The sequence below is a fragment of the Streptomyces sp. NPDC028928 genome, from assembly GCF_055564915.1.
This window is the reverse complement of record NZ_JBVHVI010000019.1, coordinates 20,516-38,592: the sequence shown is the minus strand read 5'-3', so window position 1 is coordinate 38,592 and position 18,077 is coordinate 20,516. Positions and strand designations below refer to the sequence as shown.

Annotated in this window: 14 protein-coding genes; 5 read left to right on the top strand and 9 right to left on the bottom strand. The window is 69.2% G+C overall.

Annotation, left to right across the window (positions count from 1 at the left end; translation table 11 throughout):
* Positions 1-3: 3 nt before the first annotated feature.
* The 3 genes from ACZ4U1_RS35165 to ACZ4U1_RS35155 are packed head-to-tail and all read right to left on the bottom strand — an operon-like array spanning position 4 to position 7,102.
* Positions 4-2,634, bottom strand: coding sequence for an RNaseH domain-containing protein (locus tag ACZ4U1_RS35165; protein WP_467908231.1), 2,631 nt, complete (start codon positions 2,632-2,634; stop codon positions 4-6).
* A complete protein-coding gene (locus ACZ4U1_RS35160) occupies positions 2,634-5,939 on the bottom strand; it encodes a hypothetical protein (protein ID WP_467908230.1) in 3,306 nt (1,101 codons plus the stop codon). Before ACZ4U1_RS35160 ends, ACZ4U1_RS35165 begins: the two co-directional genes overlap by 1 nt.
* Positions 5,936-7,102 (bottom strand): pPIWI_RE_Y domain-containing protein, encoded by a 1,167-nt coding sequence (locus ACZ4U1_RS35155; protein ID WP_467908229.1) that lies wholly within the window; start codon positions 7,100-7,102, stop codon positions 5,936-5,938. The genes ACZ4U1_RS35160 and ACZ4U1_RS35155 overlap by 4 nt, the downstream gene beginning before the upstream one ends.
* Before the next feature lie 425 nt (positions 7,103-7,527).
* On the opposite strand from ACZ4U1_RS35155, the gene ACZ4U1_RS35150 reads away from it, so the two are divergent.
* Positions 7,528-7,881, top strand: a complete 354-nt coding sequence (locus ACZ4U1_RS35150; RefSeq protein ID WP_037850635.1) for an SPDY domain-containing protein — start codon at positions 7,528-7,530, stop codon at positions 7,879-7,881.
* A 167-nt stretch (positions 7,882-8,048) separates the two neighbouring features.
* Positions 8,049-8,870: an SPDY domain-containing protein gene (locus ACZ4U1_RS35145; RefSeq protein ID WP_467908228.1), complete on the top strand. Its 822-nt coding sequence runs from the start codon at positions 8,049-8,051 to the stop codon at positions 8,868-8,870.
* 231 nt (positions 8,871-9,101) lie between these two features.
* Here the strand turns inward: ACZ4U1_RS35145 and ACZ4U1_RS35140 are convergent, their stop codons facing one another.
* The 6 genes from ACZ4U1_RS35140 to ACZ4U1_RS35115 form a co-directional block, all read right to left on the bottom strand.
* Entirely contained in the window at positions 9,102-9,482 is a 381-nt protein-coding gene (locus ACZ4U1_RS35140; protein ID WP_467908227.1) for a hypothetical protein, read from the bottom strand.
* Between the two features lie 108 nt (positions 9,483-9,590).
* Positions 9,591-11,327 carry a relaxase/mobilization nuclease domain-containing protein gene (locus ACZ4U1_RS35135; RefSeq protein WP_467908226.1) on the bottom strand — a complete coding sequence of 579 codons (1,737 nt, stop codon included), beginning with the start codon at positions 11,325-11,327 and terminating at the stop codon, positions 9,591-9,593.
* Positions 11,324-11,815 (bottom strand): plasmid mobilization protein, encoded by a 492-nt coding sequence (locus ACZ4U1_RS35130; RefSeq protein WP_467908225.1) that lies wholly within the window; start codon positions 11,813-11,815, stop codon positions 11,324-11,326. The genes ACZ4U1_RS35135 and ACZ4U1_RS35130 overlap by 4 nt, the downstream gene beginning before the upstream one ends.
* 183 nt (positions 11,816-11,998) lie before the next feature.
* Positions 11,999-13,336 (bottom strand): hypothetical protein, encoded by a 1,338-nt coding sequence (locus ACZ4U1_RS35125; protein WP_467908224.1) that lies wholly within the window; start codon positions 13,334-13,336, stop codon positions 11,999-12,001.
* Between the two features lie 183 nt (positions 13,337-13,519).
* Complete coding sequence (locus ACZ4U1_RS35120) at positions 13,520-14,221, bottom strand: ATP-binding protein (protein WP_467908326.1); 702 nt, start codon at positions 14,219-14,221, stop codon at positions 13,520-13,522.
* Complete coding sequence (locus ACZ4U1_RS35115) at positions 14,218-15,150, bottom strand: hypothetical protein (protein WP_467908223.1); 933 nt, start codon at positions 15,148-15,150, stop codon at positions 14,218-14,220. Before ACZ4U1_RS35115 ends, ACZ4U1_RS35120 begins: the two co-directional genes overlap by 4 nt.
* Before the next feature lie 509 nt (positions 15,151-15,659).
* Here ACZ4U1_RS35115 and ACZ4U1_RS35110 point away from each other — a divergent pair.
* Genes ACZ4U1_RS35110 through ACZ4U1_RS35100 form a run of 3 tightly spaced genes read left to right on the top strand, consistent with a single transcriptional unit; the run spans position 15,660 to position 17,923 of the window.
* A complete protein-coding gene (locus ACZ4U1_RS35110; RefSeq protein WP_166000908.1) occupies positions 15,660-15,917 on the top strand; it encodes a helix-turn-helix domain-containing protein in 258 nt (85 codons plus the stop codon).
* Between the two features lie 44 nt (positions 15,918-15,961).
* Positions 15,962-16,342 carry a helix-turn-helix domain-containing protein gene (locus tag ACZ4U1_RS35105; RefSeq protein ID WP_166000910.1) on the top strand — a complete coding sequence of 127 codons (381 nt, stop codon included), beginning with the start codon at positions 15,962-15,964 and terminating at the stop codon, positions 16,340-16,342.
* Positions 16,343-16,393: 51 nt separating this feature from the next.
* Positions 16,394-17,923 carry a LacI family DNA-binding transcriptional regulator gene (locus ACZ4U1_RS35100; RefSeq protein ID WP_467908222.1) on the top strand — a complete coding sequence of 510 codons (1,530 nt, stop codon included), beginning with the start codon at positions 16,394-16,396 and terminating at the stop codon, positions 17,921-17,923.
* Positions 17,924-18,077 lie beyond the last annotated feature (154 nt).

The window sequence follows — 18,077 nt, the reverse complement described above, 5'->3', positions numbered from 1 at the left end:
TAGCTACAGCAGCTCCTCTTCCAGCTCGCCGTCCCCTGCGTCGCCGTCACCCGGATCGTGGCTGCCGAAGTCGGGGTGGTCCCTGTCGGAGTGGTGGGCGAGGTGGAGCGGGGCGGAGCGCAGGGTGCGGTGGTCCCACGCGACGGCCTGGTCGCACTGGCGGGCGATGAAAGCCACGAGGTCGCCGGACTCCCAGCCACCTGGGCTGGGGATAGCGATCTCGATGCGGCTGGTGGCGTGGAGGTCCTTGTTCATCGGATTGAAGGGAAGGGTGTGGAAGTCCTCCCGGGTTCGCCGGTTGCCCTCGCGCAGCATGGGTGAGTTGCCGGCCTGCTGACGCGACTGCTGCGTGAGCATCCAGACCGTTTCGTGGGGGTGCCTCTTCTCGAAGATCAGGGTTCGCCGGTAGCTGGGGCTCATAGTGGCGAGGTCGTCGGCGCCGTCGCCGTAGACCGTGGCAGGCCGTGCTGCGTGGTGGCCGAAGGCGATCCGGACGATGGCCACGTCAACGCCGTCCTGGGCGAGGCCGCGACCGGGGAGCAGGCCACCGGTGAACGGGTTGTCGCCCATGCCGGGGTAGATGCTCCGGCTGCCCTCTTTGTCGAGCACGAGGACAACACGGTTGTGACCCTCTGGGAGGATGAGGCTGTCCAAGGCGGTCTCGATGTGGTCGCGGACCGCGCGGGCCCCGTTGCCGTTCCGGCCCCAGTTCTCGTTGCCGATCTCGCTGGCATGGTAGGCAGCCCGTCCCTCGGCGAAGCGCAGCCACTGGCCATTGTGGTACATCTCGGTGTACGGCGGGGTCTCGGCGTCGGGTGTGAAGTGCATCGCGACCAGGCAAGCGACGAGCTTGGGTCGCCGGGGTGCCTGGCCGTGTACACGCCGGTAGTTGTGGCGGCGCAGGTGGATACCGACCACGGTGACGGGTTCGGTGAGGGGCGCTTCCATGCGGACGTCCGGCGCGGCGCACGTCGCGCGCGCGAGCCGGTCATCGATGATGCCGGCGTTCTGGAAGATGTGGCGCAAGGCCGCGCTGGCGCGGAAGTCCGTCTCCTCGTCTTTCGCCGGGACGTCGGCCGCGGTGAGGAACTGGCTGACGACCCCGGCTGCGGCGAGCGCCTTGCGGGTGGGGGGCTTGCCGTCGTTGGGGATGGGCTTGCCGTCCCAGGTGGTTTCGCAGATGGCGGCGACGAGCCGGTCGGGGTCGTCAGAGTGGAAGAAGCCACTCGAGCGGACGATGCTCGTGCGGTCGTGGGAGCCGTGCATGGTCAGTTCGGGGATCTTGCGGAACTCCACTGTGATGGCTGGCGCGATGTCTACGATCTTCGCGTCGAACCTGGCGTCCGATCCGACGAGAGCTTCGGGGATCGGCACTCCGTAGTCTTGGCGGAGTTGGCGCATGACGCGGCGGGGGGTGGTGTCCGCGGCGTGGACGACGACCAGGCGCATGGACTTCCAGCCGGCGGCCTCCAGTGCCTGGGGCAGTTTCTTGGCTGGGATGGGTCCGCGGGTGATGGTGGCACCTGGGATTGTGTAGCGGGACTTGTCGTATGTGATCGGCTGGACGCCGAGGACATCGGCGATGTGGGTGGTCATGCGCAGGGTGAAGTACGCACCCACGCCCTTGCCGACGAGGTGACTGCCCTTGTTGCGAAAGACGGCGCGGACGCGTTCGAGGTCCCCGTCAGCCTTGTCGGGCAATGTCACTGGGGTGAGTCCGCATGCCTGGACGATGGCGGCGGTGTGGCCGCGGAACTCCGTCTTCCAGATGAGGCGGCCGTTGTTGTCTCGGAGCTTTTCGCCGTCAGGGCCGCGCTGGGGCACGTGGCGTACCGGGACGCGCAGGAGGGTGTCGAACTGCGGGTGGTTGAGGGTGACCGTCTTGACGTTGCTCCAGTGGTCGGCAACCCGCGTGACGTGGCAGTCGAAGCGGAGAACCGGGTCGGGCAGGCCGCGCTGAGTTTCTCCGGTGACGGAGACATAGGCCATCGCCCATCCCGTCCGTTCGTTCGACCTTCCCTGGTAGATGGTGCGGTAGTAGGGATAGTCCCACGCCACCAGCCTCTTGGCGTCGTATGCCAGCCCGACGCGGAAGGTCGTAGCGCGCTGGGCGGGATCGGCTTTGTCGATCATGGGATGTGCCGCGAGGCGTTGGATGACGGCCCAGCCGGCGGCGTCTTTCCACCACCAGGGCCCGGTGATGTATCCGGCTTCGTCCCGCTTGAGAACATCGGACAGGGGGCGGCACACGGCGCGCTCGAAGTCGATGTGGTGGCTGAGGAGCTGCCCGTCCCTGACGCCGCGGAAGTGCAGCTTCTGCCAGACGTCGAAGCACCTCGTGGTGAGCCTGGGGTCCAGAGGGCCGTCGGCGACGATCAGGCTCCGTTCCTCACCGGGCCGCACGTCGCGCCTGCGGGCGACGGTGAAAACGATCATCCGGCCGGTGACCGTGCCGAGTGCGACGCGCAGGGCGCCGTGTGGGGTCCGGAACCCTTCCTCGGGATCCCACTGCCGTTCGCAGATTCCCCAGAGGTCCTCGAACTCCGGGGTTAGCGGGTAGAGCCACACCTGCCCCATCAGATCCGGGCTGAGCGGGAAGTCGGCGGTGTAGAGGCGCGTGGGGGCGGCGGCCATCAGTTGCTGGTCCTTTCATCGGCGAAGTCGAAGATCGCCCGGAGGGTGCTGCCGTAGATGTTCTGGAGAAGCTCCAGCTCGCCGCTCCGGCTCCATCCCTCTCGCAGTTCGCGGATCAGGCGTGGCAGGTCGCTGCCGCTGGCGGGGTTGTGGAAGGCGTAGTCAGCCAGGTAGAGGACGCCTCGGTCGCCGCCCCGTCGTACTCGGCCACCGAGTTGGATGATGCCGATGAGCATCTCGGCGACGATCGACAACCGCACCTTGTTCGGCAGGGACTGGAAGAAGTGGTGGCTGCGGAACAGCTCCTCGTGAACGGAGCTGGAGGTGATGGCCAGGTCCCGGAGCGTCTCGGCGGGGTCGGCCGAGTGGGTGACGCCGCTGTAGGCGCGGCTTGAGATCAGGGCGAGAAGCTGGGCGGGTTCGTCCATGAGCGGGATTGGGCGAACGGCGAGGATGACCTCACCCACCAAGGACCGGCCGCTGTGGTCGACCATGTTCAATCCGCGCTCGGCGATGGCGAGCGGCGCGATGAGGACCTTGGCGGTCGGGTGGTGGGGAAAACGCTCGAGCGCGTCCGAGGGGATCTCGTACCAGGCGGGGCGACGCCGGTAGTGGGCCGGCACCGTGTTCTCGTCGCTCGCACGGGTGGCGACCGCGATCAATTCCGGGTCCGCGCCGGCGGAGATCATTCCTTCGGCGAGTTGAGCGGCGCCGACATAGGAGGTGCAGGCGACGAGGATACGGGCGCGGTGTGCGGTTGCAGGGCGGCTGGCGAGCTTCTTCAAGTGCTGGATGATGTGTTGAGGCCACAGTGCGCGGCCCATCTGTTGATGGGCTTGGTCCCGGTGGATGTCGGAGGTTCCCGAGATCCGGATGGGGTTGTTCCGCTCGTCCCGCAAGGTGAGCGACCGCAGCACGAGGGAGCCGGTGATGTCGTCGGGGACGTACCAGGTGGGGGGTGTGATCAGGTGGTGCATGGTCCCGCCGGGCATGTAGGCGGTTGCGGACAGCCCGAGCACGATGCGGCGCTGACCGCACAGCGCCAGCGCGGTGGTGTCACCGAGTTGTGCGGTATACGCGTGCGGGTCGCCCGCGAAGGAGGTCAGGGCCAGTTCGGTGCGGTGCTTGTCCTCGATGTCGTGGATGGCCGTGAAGCCGAAAACCGGCGCTCCCAGGGGGCCGTAGGGGGCGGCATGCCATTGGTTGTTGTCCTCCAGCATCTCGGTCAGCTCGTTGGCCGCCGTGATACCGGAGGCTTTCAGTGAGGTGCCGGACCTGGTCACGTACTCGATCTGGGCGCGGATCTGTTCCAGGTACGCCCTGCGCACGAGGAGATCGACGAGAAGTTCGCGGCCGTCATCGGCAAGGTGTTCGTCCAAGAGAGGGCGCGCGGCGGCAGCGATCCGCGCGTGCACGTTGTCGAAGACGGGATCGGTGCCTTCGCGCAGCGCGGTGGCGTCGAGCAACTCGGTGCGCAACTGAGTCAGGTGTTCGCGAGTGCTCTCGCCGACCCCCGGCACGACCGGGACCTTCGCGCCCGCGAGCTGTGCTTCCTCCTTAGGGTTGAACAGCTTGCGGAAGGTATCGATCTGCTCGCGCGTGGGTGACTCGCCGTCAGGTGCCCGCCACAGGCGTGCGGTGCACCAGGCGTCCCAGCGGCGCGGGATGATCAGGCGACGGCGGGCCAGCTGCTGGCGGTTGCGTTCGTTGGGTCCTCTCTGGGCGATACGCCCGTGCGCGGCGTTGCTGACGTAGCTCTCGGCGAGGAAGCGCGCTTGGGTGATCTTGGGGTGGACGTAGCGCTCCAGCTCGTACATCAGGGCACCGGCGCGGACACTGAACTGGTCGTGGAGCTCTTGCAGAGCGCTGGGTTGCCGGCTGCCGTAGCGGGCCAGCGTGACGTGGTGGGCGCTCTTGGCGAACCCAGTGGCCTGGAAGGCGTCCGCCTCATCGATGAGCAGAACGTGGGTGAGCCGAAGTAGCGCTTCCTCGACGGTCATATGGTTGCGCACGTCGCCTTCGGCGAGGACTGGGATATGCAGGCGGCCGGACATCAGGTTGATGTGATTGGTGATGATGACGTCGGCCTTGTCGAGGTTTAGCTGATGACGATGCTTGCCGCAGTGCGCGAACCACGGGCAGCGGTGACGCCGGGTCTCACCGCTCTCGGGATCGGTGCCCTCGAAGTCGGAGCACCGCTCGTGGCCGGGCTGCCACAGGTCGACGTCCTGCGTGTTGGTGGACTTCGCCTGCATGGCGCATCCATAGGCGAACTCGCCGTACGCCTCATCCGCCTCCTGGGCTCGCCCTTCCTCAATGAGGCTGCGGGCGGCCTTCTCGGCCGCCTCCTGCATGCTGTTCGGGGAGATCAGCGGCACCACGACCGCGTCCTGGAGACCGAGTGCGTGCAGCTCTTCGCGGATCGCGCGGGTGAAGGAGAGCACGCTGTCGTTGCGCGGCACGACGATCCCCGTCACCAGGTTGTTCTTCACGCCCCACGCGGCAAGCAGCTTGGCCAGGACGCTCTTGCCCGAACCCGTGCAGGCGCTCAGTACGCGGATCAAGCCGGCGTCCAGAATGACGAAGCCGTCGGCAAGCAGGGAGCCGTCGGCTCGACGGATGTGCTTGAACAGCCGTTCCAGGCTCTTGCGCCGGTGGCTCTGCCCAAAGGCGCGGTCCTGCGCGTCCGCGATCGCGCGCAGCGCGTCGATCGGCACCTGCAGCCTGAGGCATTCCTTGGGCTTACCGAGGTCCGGCAGCGGCGCTTGAATCTGGGGCAAGTCGACTACGTAGTGGGCCTGGATTACGCCGTTGCCGGGGCGGCTCGGGTCGGGGATCTGGGTGCCAGTGCGGAAGTGACCTTGGAGGGCCAGCTCCCGGCTTCGTCCCTCGTCGGCCGCTGCCCGGCGACCATCGAGCTCCTCCAACACCTGGTCCACCAGCGATGCAAGACGTTGCTGGACGGTCACCAAGTAGTGCTCGTCGTCAAGAGCCGCGAATCCCTCGGGCAGATCGGGCGAGTCGAAGAGGTCTTCGACTGCCCGGCGGAAGGCCGCGAGGATCGCCAGGCGAGCGGGGCGGTGCCACAGGAGTCGGGTGACTCGCCGCGTGTCCTCGCACGACAGCTCCCCGTAGCGGTTCCACAGGTGGGTATGCCCGGACAGGAGGAAATGCGCGTCGCGGACCGCCGAAGCGTGACGGAAGGGCTCCTCCGAGCGGTTCGGGAACAGTCGTGCCGCCAGAGCCAGCGCGGCCAGCGTGCTCAGACGCTGCACATTCATAGTGGCCAGGGAGCGACCGCTCACCGCGCCTCCTTCAGGGCGTTCCGGATCGCGGTTTTGAACGCGCGCACCGTACGAACTTCGTAGCCCGCGGGCAGTGAGCGTCGCAGCTGGGCGACCTGCCAGGCCCGGTAGTCGGGCACCACGACGTGCCGGGCCCGGGGTGGCCTGGCGGTGATCTTCGACGGGGATCTGGTGTCCTTGAGGTCGACCTCGAAGACGGTGGCGCCAGCCCGCACGGTAATGTCCCACCTGTCTTTGTGCGGCCACTTCGTCACCGCGTCCTCGCCGATTCCAGGCTGATCCACCAGCCACGTCATCAAGGCGACCTCGGTGACGCCGGGGACAGTGATGTAGCGCCAGACCGCCTCGTGCACGCACACCACGTCGGCGACGCTGAGCGCGGACGCCGCCACGGGACCGCGGACTCGCGGCGCGCCGCTGCCGTCACGCTCGTCCGTCACCTGAAACCGGCCGAAGTGTGGAGGATAACGACAGGCCAGCGACGCGCCTTGGACGTGCATGGGCCACTTGCACGTCGGACACGGCACGTACCAGGACTCGGACTTCACTACAAACTGCCGGTCCGGTGGCAGCGGCTCATATGCCTCGGTGTGCAGCGCGCCGCGCGCGTGTAGTTCGTCGCTGACGCGGTCCGCCGTGCCCGCCGGTACCTCGATCAGCATCTCCCTTGTGGCGACGTACTCCTCCTGCCCAGCTGACGACAGCACCGTGTAGATGGCGCGCTCGACTCTTTCGAACGTCTGCCTGGCCCACCGAGGTACCCAATCGATGCCGGCCTCGTGGTCCTCGAAGAGGGCCTCGCTGTAGTCGGATCCGTACTCGACGGCATCACCGGTCAGCAAGTCGTCCGCCCCAAGGATCTTGAAGGAGCCGACCTCGTCGGGTAGCGAGTCCCAGGTGAGCGGCACCCACTCCCTCATGGGGCGGTGGAGAAACTTGATCAGGTCGCGCGGCGTCGCCGGCCCGCAGCCGGGAGACAGCAGGCTGAGGAACACCCCGTGCATGCGCGAGACCTCTCGCCATGCCTCTGGCTGCTCCCGGCGAACCGCCCATGCCTGCGCGGCACGCAGCCCGGCCGTCGTCAGGTCACCAACCAGCTTCACTGTGGCCGTTCGTGCGCCGACTGCGTCGGTCAGCGCCACATCCTTCTGTTCGCGCGCCATGGCTGATCAGGGTGACCCACGGCGCCGCAAGCGACCGCCAGGGTGCACGCTTTTCAGCCGATTAGGTACGGCACGAGCACGCTCTTGGTTCGGCTAGCACCTCGTCAAATGGGGCGCGCCGTAGAACACGCAATCGTCAAGGCACGTGATGAAGAGCCCGAAGGTGGCTTGAACTGATCGCAGTCACGGGAGCGATGTCAGTGCCCCTCGGTATAAGCGGCCCCGCCCGAAGATCGGCATGGTGTGGAACTGCCCCCACCGCGCGCACGCCGCTTTCCGCGGTTGAACCGCGAGGTCTGGCGCTCTGTGTCTCAGTTCGCCGGGGGCAGACAGCAAAGATCCATGAATGACTGGCCAACGCCGCAAGGGCATGTGAACCTGGACGACCTTCTCGTAAAAGCTCCAGGTCAAAGAGGTGATTGCCCGTGACTGCCGCACCCCAGGGCCCCGGATTCTCCACCACGGTCGAGGCCCTGCGGCTGCGTGAGTGGCTGCTCGGCCCGGGTCAGGCCACGCTCGTGATGGATCAGTTCTCCGCCGACGACTTCCACCTGGTCGTGGACGACCGCGCGGACGTGCACGTCAACTCGAAGGATGGTCGCTTCTACCTTGGATGGTTTCCGCTCGGGCGTCCTGGTACCGACGGCGAGGGATGGAAGATCGCCGTCACCGGTACGGCCAAGGTGCGCGGCTACCAGATGTCCTTCGACACCGAGACGCCGGCGGATGTCGTCGCCGCCGCAGTCGCTCGTGTGCTGGAGACCTCCCAGCGGGTGTGACAGCCACAGGCTCGAGTCGGCGCCCTGGGGAAACCTGTCATCTTCCTTATGAGGGCGAGACGGGGTAGCCGGCCATCTGCCACCCGAGGCCGCCGCGAAGTCGGCCCGGCACCCCCATCCAGCTTTACGCACCGCTGGCGGCATCCAGCCCTCCAGCCCCCAACCCCTTGGAGACGCACCTGCATCCCGACGTACCGATCGATCCACCCGCTCCGGCCTGCGTCCCGTCCACGTACTGGGTCGGACCTCGGCACCTGGCCGGTGACGACGGCCGCCTCTACGACGCCGTCGCTGACACACTCGCCGGCCTGGGGTGGACGAGCCTGACGATTGTCCGCGGGCGCCAGGAGCCGGATGAGGCGCCAGAAGGCCGTCCGGTCCTGCGCAACACCGTCCTGCACATCAGCCGCGACTCCCTGCGGTGGGCGCAGTGGGTTCTGCCGGACGAGCCGTTCCACCTGGGGAACCTGCCGATCGCCTGGCAAGTGTCCGCCCGTACGGACCTGCGCAGCCCGCTCGCCCAGTGGTCGGCCTACTTCACCCCCGACGTCCCAGGAGAGATCCTCGCCGGCTTCCTTACCGCGCTCGACGCCCGCGATGAGCCCGCCCTGCCGTGCGGTGGCCCCGAGCTGGTCCTCGACGCGGTAACGGCACACGGGTGGCTGCGCGACGCCGACCAGCCCGGCACAGGCGCGGTGGATCCGACGTTCGCCTCCCACATCCACCTGGGTGAGGTGCCGTCCCTCATCCAGGATGGCGACCCGCTCGCGCTGGTGGCCGAGGCTGGCGATGCGGCCCTGGCGGGGTGGCAGGCGTGGGCCGAGCCGGTGTTCGGCGCGGGTTACCTGTGGGCCGCGTCGTTCAGCGCCAGCGTGCCGCACGACCTCGTCGCCGCGTTCGCCGGCTCCCTCAGTTCCAGCGCCCCGGTACTGCGCCGGGTGTTGCCGGAGAGCACACGCGAGCGACTCCTGCGCGCTCCAGCCAGCTGAGGGACCGTCCAACGCATGGAAGCCGGGCCTCCCCGAGGGGGAGGCCCGGCTTCGTGCTGCTGTGTCTCGGCCGGCGTCTGCGTGGCGTCACGGTCCGCGGTTACAGGGAGCGGTCCGTGCTTCATTCGCGACGGCGCGTTGTACCGGCTTCCGCCTGAACGCCCCATGGCGCTGTGTCAGAGGCTGGCTTCGTCCTGGGAGCGGGACACACCGCCACGCTGGTCATCCCGGTTAGAAGGTGTACGGGGCGAAGGGACGGACTGGTTCGACGATGAGGCCGAGGAGGTGATCAAGCTCGGCTCGCTCGTCCTCGTTCATGAGCTCGACGGCGTTGCCGAGCTTCTTCTCGGCGAGCCGCTCCATGAATGGGCCCAGGAACTGCTCCAGGGCATCCGGAGCTTCGTCTACCGTGCGCCGGTACTCCCAGTATCGCTTGAACTGCTCCTGTATCTCTTCCAACTCGACGCGGGTGGCGCTGAGGACGAGGGCCCGTTCCTCCTTGCTGAACGGGCGCCCGTCGAGGTGGTTCCACGTGTTGGTTTCACGCTTGTGCTTGATGTCCGCGTCGCAGAGCAGGACGACGATCTCGGGCCGGGCTTGGGTTTTGGGCATACGGGTGCTCCTCACAGGAGTGGGGTGGGTGGAGGCATCAATGATCCGGAGAATCGGCGGTTTGCCCAACCGCCGATCGTCGGCTATGTTCCGCTGGCTTTTCGCTGGTCAGCGCCGTCGGCTGGGGTCGTTCAGGCCGCCCTGCTTCGGCAGCGCGCGGGGTGCCGAGGCCCCTTGGCGCCGACTGCCTCGCGCGGGTGTGTCGTGGGGGCGCTCGGGTAGGGCGGGCAGGTGGGCGCTGCGCCGCAGGCGCCATACCAGGACGTCGCTGATGGAGGTGGCGGTGTCGAGCTCGCGCCGTCCGGCGGCTTCGGTCAGCAGGGCGGCCGGGTCATGGCCGGCTTTCCGGGCGTCGTCGAGGGTGGCGGCCAGGGCGGGCCAGCCGGGTTCGGCCTGGACACGTGTGGCCAGTTCCGGCAGCACCTCGTGCAGGAGGTCGGCTTGCCGCTGCCGAGCACGCGGGGCCAGGCGTTGGCCTCGCTGGCGGAGGACGGCCATGGACTCGGCCGCGGCGGCTTGGTAGGCGGCGCGGAGGTGTTCGGCGGCCTTCTGGGCTGCGGCGGCCTGCTGGCCGTTGCGCTTCTTCGCGTGCCAGTTCGCCGTGGCGATGACGAGGAAGAAGGCCATGTCGATGAGCATGGCGGTGGTGGCGCAGTCTTCTCCTTGGCCCAGGGCGGGGCCGCTGTGGACGAGGTCGCGGGCGGCCTGGCGCAGGGCGCGGTCGTGCCCGCGTACGGCCTTCACGTGGGAGCGGCTGGCCCGCTCGAACACGAACGCCGCCTCGCGCAGCTCGGCGCGGGTATGGGCGGCGGAGGTCTTGGCCAGCGCGTCCAGCACCTCACCCGCAGCAGCGATCTGTGCCGCTGCCGCGCCGTCATCACCGTGATCGATGACGAGGAGGGCCTGCCAGGTGGCTGCGGTGGCCCGGCGCCGCGCGAACGCGGGACCTGTCACGTCCGGCCGGACCGGCTGTTCCCGCCCGGAGCCGTCCGCCGAGGCCACAGCCTCCACAGGCAGGGCCCAGCGTTCGCGGATGCGGGGCAGGGACAGATCGGGTGCGAGCGTCGAGCCCGCGTAGAACACCGGCTCCTTCTCACCGTTGTGGTCGTCGGGCAGGGCTACTTTGTAGCCGAGCAGGTCACCTGAGGGCGCGACGCGCTTACGGATCAGAAGACCGGCGGCGGCCAGCCGGTTGAAGAACTCCTCCTCGCTGCCGGCGCCGGCGACAGCGCGCCGTACGGTCTCCCGCAGCTCCTCCCGCGCCGGACGCTCCCTGCCCGTGCCTTTGGCCTTGTGCCGCTCCGCACTGGTGGTCCGCTTGGCGGCGGTGCCGTCCCCGGGCGCGACCTGGTGCAGGCCGAGTTTCTTTTCGATCAGGCGGCACTCGGCCTGGGCGCGTTTGCCGGAGCGGTGGTGGTCGGGGCGGCGGCCGTCCTCGCGGATGAGGGTGGCGACGATGTGGATGTGGTCGTCGGCGTGCCGGATGGCTGCCCAGCGGCAGCCGGCGCCATCACCAGGGTCGATGCCGGTGGCGGCGACCATACGGCGGGCGATGTCGCCCCACTGCTCGTCGGACAGGATCGGGTCGTCCGGGGCGGCGCGCACCGAGCAGTGCCAGACGTGCTTGTCGGGACGCCGGTCCGCGTCGAGCAGGGACAGCGTTTGGTCAAGGAGGTGCTGGAGGTCCCTCTTCGTCGCCGAGGGGTCGCGGCTGGGGTCGGGGGCCATGCCGTCGAAGGAAGCGACCAGGTGCGGGTCGATGTGCTCCTCGTGGGTGCCCTTGCCGTACAGGTAGTGCAGGAGCCCGAGGGTGTTGCTGCCCTGCTGGTGGATCCGCGGGATCAAGCTGCCTCGCCCTCCTGCCCGTTGGCGACCCTGTCGGCTGCCCGCTGGACGGCCTGCGCGGCACGCTGCAGGTCGGCTAGGGCGGCGGCGAAGTGCGGTACGTCGGCATCAGAGTTGAGTGCCTTGGCGATCTGGTTGACGTTGCTGCCTGCCCAGCCGAGCTGGCGGCGCACACCGAACAGGGCCGTCAGGATGTCCCGCTCGGTGGCGATGGCCGCCGCGGTGCGGGACTGGTCGCGGGCAGCGGCCAGCGCGGAGTGGGCCAGGAACCCGGCCACGCTCATGCCGACGAGATCGGCGCCGGACTGGATGACGGCGAGTTCCTGGTCGTTGAGGCGGACGCTGTGCGCGGGGCGCTGCTTCTTGTCACGCGGACGCGACTTCCCCTTCCTGGCCCTGCCCTTGCGGCTGGCATTGCCTGGCTGCGGTCCGCCCTCGGTCGCACCCTTCCCGTCCGGTGCCCCCTGGTGCCGGACGGGACCCGCCACCCCCGGGGCGGGACCGGGTTCGGGCGCTCCCCCCGCGGGGGAGTGTCCGGACCTCCAACTTGCTCCGCCTGGGGCAGGGGTGATCAGCAGAGATTGTTTGTGAGGCACGGGATCTTCGTGGTGCGGGGCGTGCATGGGGCCCTTCGGGTCGGGGTCTGGTCGGAAGTGCTGGTGCTGCGGGGATCAGCGGAGCGGATCGCCGGTTGCTGCCTTGAGCTGAGCCTTGAACTCGCGGACGACTCGTCCGACGCCGTCGCTGGAGACGGTGTAGCCGGCGGCGCGCAGGGCGTCCTCAACCCGGTCGCGTCCGACGCTGCCGGTCTCCTCGTGGATGCGGCGAGCGTGCTTGAGGATGACCTCGTCGGAGGCACGGGCTTTGCCCGCGTCGCGCTTCTTCCGGGCAGCCGCCTTCCGCTCGCGCCTGCCCGACACGCTGCCCGGCCTGTTGCCCGTCGGTGCCGGGCTGTCTTCGGCTTCTGCCCGTGCGGGCAGTCCGGGCACCTGGCGGGCAGGCTGCGGGCGGGCAGCCGTAGGCACCTCGTCGTCACTCGGGTCTGATGGGTGAGGACGGGCAGCGTCCTCTGCCCGCGGCAGTGCTTCCAGGCGGTCGGAGCGCGGGTGGCTACACCCGGGCTCTCGGGTGGAGGACGAGGCCGGAATCTGCCAGCGTGGCGGCAATGTGATGGCCGCGAGGTCAAGGGCCTGCTTGCGGGTGGCGAGCTTGCGCAGCAGCAGCTCGTCCTGGAGCGGGTCGCCGTCGACGTCGGCCCGCTCCAGCGCCTCGTGCAGGCGCTTCGTCAGGCGTCGATTCCGCCGCTTGCCGCGCCGCTGGTCGGTCATCGACTCGGCGCGCAGGATCAGGGCGACGGCTTCGCTCAGCGCGCGGTCGCGGATGAGGCGGGCGGCATCGGCGTCCTGGTCGGCGATGCCGAGCCGGGCCAGGAGGCGTTCGCGTCCCTGGCGGACGAGGACGGCGGCCAGGCCGCGTGAGGTGGCGTCGGGGGCGCGGTAGCGCAGCTCGATGCCCATGGCCAGGTGCCACAGCATCGCGGCCATGACGGGGCCGACGAAGGCTCGCACGGTGCCACCGACCAGCCCGGACTCGGCGTAGGCGGGCAGAACCTGGACTGCGGTGATGACCCAGGTGAGGGTGCCCGGCAAGCCGGGAGCCTGCTTCGGGCCGTTGAGGTTCTGCCGGGCCATCAGGGCGGTGGCGAACAGGGCCAGCTCGGCGGCGGCGAACATGGCGACGCGCTCGGCGGTGCCGCCCATTTCGAGGTAGTCGGCGGCGAACCGCCAGCTGGTGTCCGCGCTGTAGGCGGTGCAGCCGAGCGCGGCCACGGCCGCGACCGGCACTGCGACGGCTCCGTGCCGGCGCTTGGTGTGATGCGGTCGGCGGCGCTGCTGGCGGACAAGCCACCCGGCGAGCAGGCCAAGCAGCACGGGCGGGATGAGGAGCGCCACGGTCATCACCGGGGAGGTGGCCCAGTCAGGGAGGAGCGGCGTGCCGCTGATCCGCATGGCGAGGGGGACGGGACTGAGAGGAGGCAGGAGGGGGCTCCAAGGCGTCGAGGAATGAGGGCGAAGGGTGAATCGACGGAACGCTGAGCAACCGCCTAGGCGAGTGGCTGGCGCGGGCAGGGCTGGTGCGAGCGCGGGTGATGCGGCGGGGCCGACCAGGAGGGCGGGCGCTGAGGCGGCCAGTCAGGCGGCGGGCGCTGTGCGGCGTCGCCGGTCGGGGCCGTCGAGGATGACGCGCTCCGTCATCTCGGCGAGGCGCGAGGCGACGCGGTCACCGAGGGTGACGCGCAGCTGCTCCATCGGAAGGTTGGTGGTGATGAGTGTCGGGAGCATGTTCTCGTACCGGTGATTGATGAGCCGGTAGGTCAGCTCCTCGGTCCATTCGCTGGTCTTGGCCGCGCCGAGGTCGTCCAGGAACAGCAGCGGGCAGCGCGCCAGGGTCTGCAGCTCCCGTTCGGCGTCGTGGCCGGCGCGGGGGCGCAGGCGCGCGTGGAAGTCGGCGATGGTGGTCGCTTCCCAGCGCAGACGGACCCCTCGGCCGAGCAGGGTGCGGATGGCGCCGTACGCCTGGTACGTCTTGCCCGTGCCCGTGGGGCCGGCGATCAGCAGCGACGGGCCTTCGGCGATGCCCGGCCCGCCGGGGCCGGGGCGTCCGGCGCGGGCGATCTCGTCGGCCCAGGCGGTGACCTTCGGGTGGTCGGCCATGGCTCGACGGTAGCGGGCGGGGATCCTGGCGTCGGCGAGTTCCAGCGCGGTGACGGGCTCGACGTGCCCTTCCTCGACGGCGGCGGTGGCGAGGTCGATGCCGCGACTGGCAAGGATGCCGTTGAGCCGGTCGGCGAGCGGGCCGACCCGGTGGGGCTCGCGGGTGAGGGTGGCGGTCAGAGGTCACCTCCGTAGGCGGCTTCGACATCGGCGGGGTTTGTCCACGCCCTGTGGACAACCGGCGCGGCGGAGGCCGCGTTCATGGCCTCGTGCACGAGGCTCGGCAGAGTGCTGGGATGCAGGCCCTTGGCACGGTGCCGTTCTAGGCCGGCCCGGATGTGGGCGGGGTCGATGCCCTCGCCGAGCAGCTTGCGCACTTCGCGAGCGAGATGGCCCAGGACGTCCTTGGGCGGACGGTGTGTGCAAGCGGCGGCGTACTCGGCGATGAGCTGGTTGGTCGAGACGGCGTGGGGTGCGGGGGCGCTCGCGCCCCCCGAAGGGGTATTTCCTAGATCCATGATCCTAGGTCCTAGATCCGGACCGTGAGGCGTCACCGCTCCCTCACTGAGCCCTCCCCGCTGTCTCAGGGAGGGCGCACAGAAATCGCCCTGACCTGCTGTTTCATCATCGGTGACCGGATTCACCGCAGGCTCGCGTATTCGCCCGGAGTCCTCACGGAGGGCTCCATGAGGCTGCGGTGCGGGCTCCGTGATGCCGGCCCCCGCAGCCGGCGCGCCAACGCCGGGCGCGGTGCGAGTCTGCGTGTCGTGGTGCGGGCAGGCGGGAAGACGGCTCGCGCTGGGGCGGTTGATCTTCTGATGCTGCCGCCAGGTGACGATGTGCAGGTAGCGCTTGTCGCCCGGGCCCTTGTAGCGGCATATCAGCCCGGCGTCGGCGAGCTGGGCGAGGTCCTGCTCGACATCGCCAGGCGTGTGTTCCGGGCGCAGGACCCACAGCTGCCCGGCGATGATCGCGGCGTGGTCGCGGTGACGCCCCTGGTCGTCGGCCTGGGTGAGCAGGCCGAAGAAGGTGCGCTCGGCGGTCAGGGAGGCGGCTGCCAGGGACTCGGAGACGAAGGCTTCCGGCTTGATGGTGCGGATTCGTGCCAAGAGGGGCGGTCCTCACTCGGTGACCGGTGGGCTGGGTGCCACGGTTCACCGTCGGTCGGGGGCGGAGACGGGCGTGAAGGGCGGGGGATGTCCGGCCGTCGACGCGAACGCGTTGATGGCCGCTCGCGCTTTCCGGGCGTCGTCAACATAGCCACACCCGCGGCGCGCAAGTCCAGCCCTATCCGGCGCAATCTCTCACGGCAGAAATGCCGCTGGAAATCGAGACGGAGAGGGCGGTGCGAAAACGGTAGGGCACGATCGCCGGTTGACCAAATAGTTGCCCCGCGTCCCGAGCCAGAAGGATCACATCGGCAAGCCGTTGACGTCCTGCGAGCGACGAAGCTACAACACAACACCCCACGTCAGAGAAGGTCTCTGGTGTCGGTTCCCGTTCGGGGATCCGGCCCTTCGTGGCACCCCGACCGCCTCGCTCACCGATTGAGCGCGGCGCAACATAGCCGACGATCGCCGGTTAACCAAACCGGTGAATGCACGCTACAACTGGAGCCATGGCAGCGCGATCTCTGGAAATAGGACCCGCAGGAATGCTGGCGGCTCGCACCATTGAAATCCTCCGCACCGAACGCGGCCTTGGGCAGCGTCAACTCGCAGCACGCTGTACCGCTTTGGGGCGCCCTATGTCCAACACGATGCTGTCCCGCATCGAACTCGCCAAGCGACGATGCGATATCGACGACCTCGTCGCCATCGCCGCAGCCCTGCAGGTATCACCCCTCGCCCTCCTCCAGGGCCCGGACGCCACATGAGCCGCCGACGCACACTCCCGCCCTCGCGACCAGGAGCCGCCCCCTTGCACCGATCCACGCCCGCGCCCGTCCCCCACAGGCCGTCCGACGCCCCTCCGCCCCGCCTCTACCGCCCCGAGGAGATCGCCGACACCCTCGGCTGCTCGGCCTGGTGGGTCAAGGACCGCGCGCGACGGCGCGTGATACCGCACACCCGGGTTGGCCGCGCCTACCGCTTCACCGCCGAGCATCTCGCCGAGATCATCCGCCTCTACGAGGAGCGGCCGGCACAGCCTGCGCACACAGCCGCGCGGGCGGCCGAGCCGCTCTCCGAGCCCGGTACGCAGACCGGCTCCGCGCAACGTCGCCGCCCTGTCGTTGCGCCGGCGACTCGCCTGCGGGCCCGCCCGCCGCGTCGACAGCAGCAGTACAGCACTGTCGCGTAACCCGATCGAATCTGCCGTAGCCGAGGACAACCAAGAGGGGAACAGCGGGACTTGGGTTTCGCGGAGAAGCGCGGAAACTACTGGCGCGGCCGGTACAAGGTCGCGCCCGGCAAGCACAACACGGTCGTCGACGAGAACGGCAAGGCGATCAGGTTCGCCACCAAGGGCGAGGCCCAACGGGCAGCGGCCGAGGCCGAGAACAAGTACCGTCGCGGCGACTGGCGCGACCCGGCCCTCGGCCAGGAGACCTTCGGCGAGTACGCGAACCGCTGGTACGAGGCCCAGGACCTGGCGGCCTCGACCATGCAGAACTACAAGCGCCACATCGAGGAGCACCTGCTCCCCGAGTTCGAGGACAAGGCGCTCGCGGGCATCCTGCGCACAGACGTCGACCTGTGGGAGAAGAAGGAGAAGGCCCTCTACGCGGCCTCCAGCGTCAAGACCTGGCGCTCGACGCTCCACCTGATCCTCGAGGACGCGATTGACGAGGGCCTGATCACGTCCAACCCGGCCGCTCGCCGGCGCGGACGGGGTAAGCGCGCCGGCCGCTCCCGAGACCGTGGTCCGGAGAAGGTGGTCACCGACGCGCTCGGCATCCTGCTGACCGCCGAGCGCGCCGCCCTGCTCTCCGGCCGCGACGACGAGTTCGTCGCCGTGGTCCTCAAGGGGTACACCGGCATGCGCTGGGGCGAGATCGTCGGCCTGGAGACCGCGTTCGTCCGCTCTGGAGCCGTCCGTGTCGAGTGGCAGCTGTACGAGCTCGACACGGGGGAGCTGGTGCGCTGCCCGCCGAAGGACGACAGCTACCGCACCATCGACTCGATGGACTGGCTGTCCGCGCTGGTCGCCAACCACATCGCCCGCACGAAGCCCAAGCCGTGCCCCTGCCACGGCAAGACCTACGTCTTCCGAGGACAGGGCGCGGCCCGCACAGGGGGCCACCAGGGCGCGAAGCTCGTCGACGTCGCCCGTCGTGCCGGCGTCTCGACGGGCACGGTGTCCAACGTCCTCAACCATCCCGAACGCGTCACCGAGGCCACGCGAGAGAAGGTCGCGCAGGCCATCGCGGACCTCCGGTTCGTGCGGGGCGGCATCGTGCCGGAGCATGCCGCCCACTGGCGCAGGAACGGTTTCGCTACCTGGCTGTTCACGCCAGCGGTCTCCGGCTGGTACCCGAAGAAGGCACCGCAGGAGCCGCGACCGGTACCCCTGCTCGGCGAGCCTTGGCCCGGCGTTCCGGCACGGGGGCGGGGTGCCAGCGAACGAGCCGACGCCTGCTGGCTCCCGATAGCAAAGGGACTCACGCCCCACGGCCTTCGCCACACCCACCGGACGATCATGGAGGACCTGGGAACCGAGAAGGTGCTCATGGACGAACGCATGGGCCACATCGACGGCTCTGTCTCGGCACGCTACGCCCACGTCACCCCGGGCATGCGCAAGCGCCTCATGCTGGGGCTGACCGAGCAGTGGGAGGCAGCACTCGACGCACGTTTGACCATGAGCGCCACGTCACCAGTGCGGGTACTGAGTGATCTCCTGCGGGCACGCGAGGTGTCACGTGTGCCCGCCAAGTCGTAGCAGGCAAAGTGCTGTGCCCTCCGGCGACCACTGCTGGAGGGCACAGCCATGTCCACGATGCCTCCGCGAGGCCGCGTCAACTCGGCGTGGTCGCCATACCCCAGCAGTTGCGACGATTGCCCAGTAACGGGGCCAACGGACCTGGCTCAATAGG

Bases quoted from the DNA above. Each gene is read 5' to 3' on its own strand.
- ACZ4U1_RS35165 (WP_467908231.1), bottom strand. From the start codon at position 2,634: ATGGCCGCCGCCCCCACGCGCCTCTACACCGCCGACTTCCCGCTCAGC.
- ACZ4U1_RS35155 (WP_467908229.1), bottom strand. From the start codon at position 7,102: ATGGCGCGCGAACAGAAGGATGTGGCGCTGACCGACGCAGTCGGCGCA.
- ACZ4U1_RS35140 (WP_467908227.1), bottom strand. From the start codon at position 9,482: ATGCCCAAAACCCAAGCCCGGCCCGAGATCGTCGTCCTGCTCTGCGAC.
- ACZ4U1_RS35125 (WP_467908224.1), bottom strand. From the start codon at position 13,336: ATGCGGATCAGCGGCACGCCGCTCCTCCCTGACTGGGCCACCTCCCCG.
- ACZ4U1_RS35110 (WP_166000908.1), top strand. From the start codon at position 15,660: ATGGCAGCGCGATCTCTGGAAATAGGACCCGCAGGAATGCTGGCGGCT.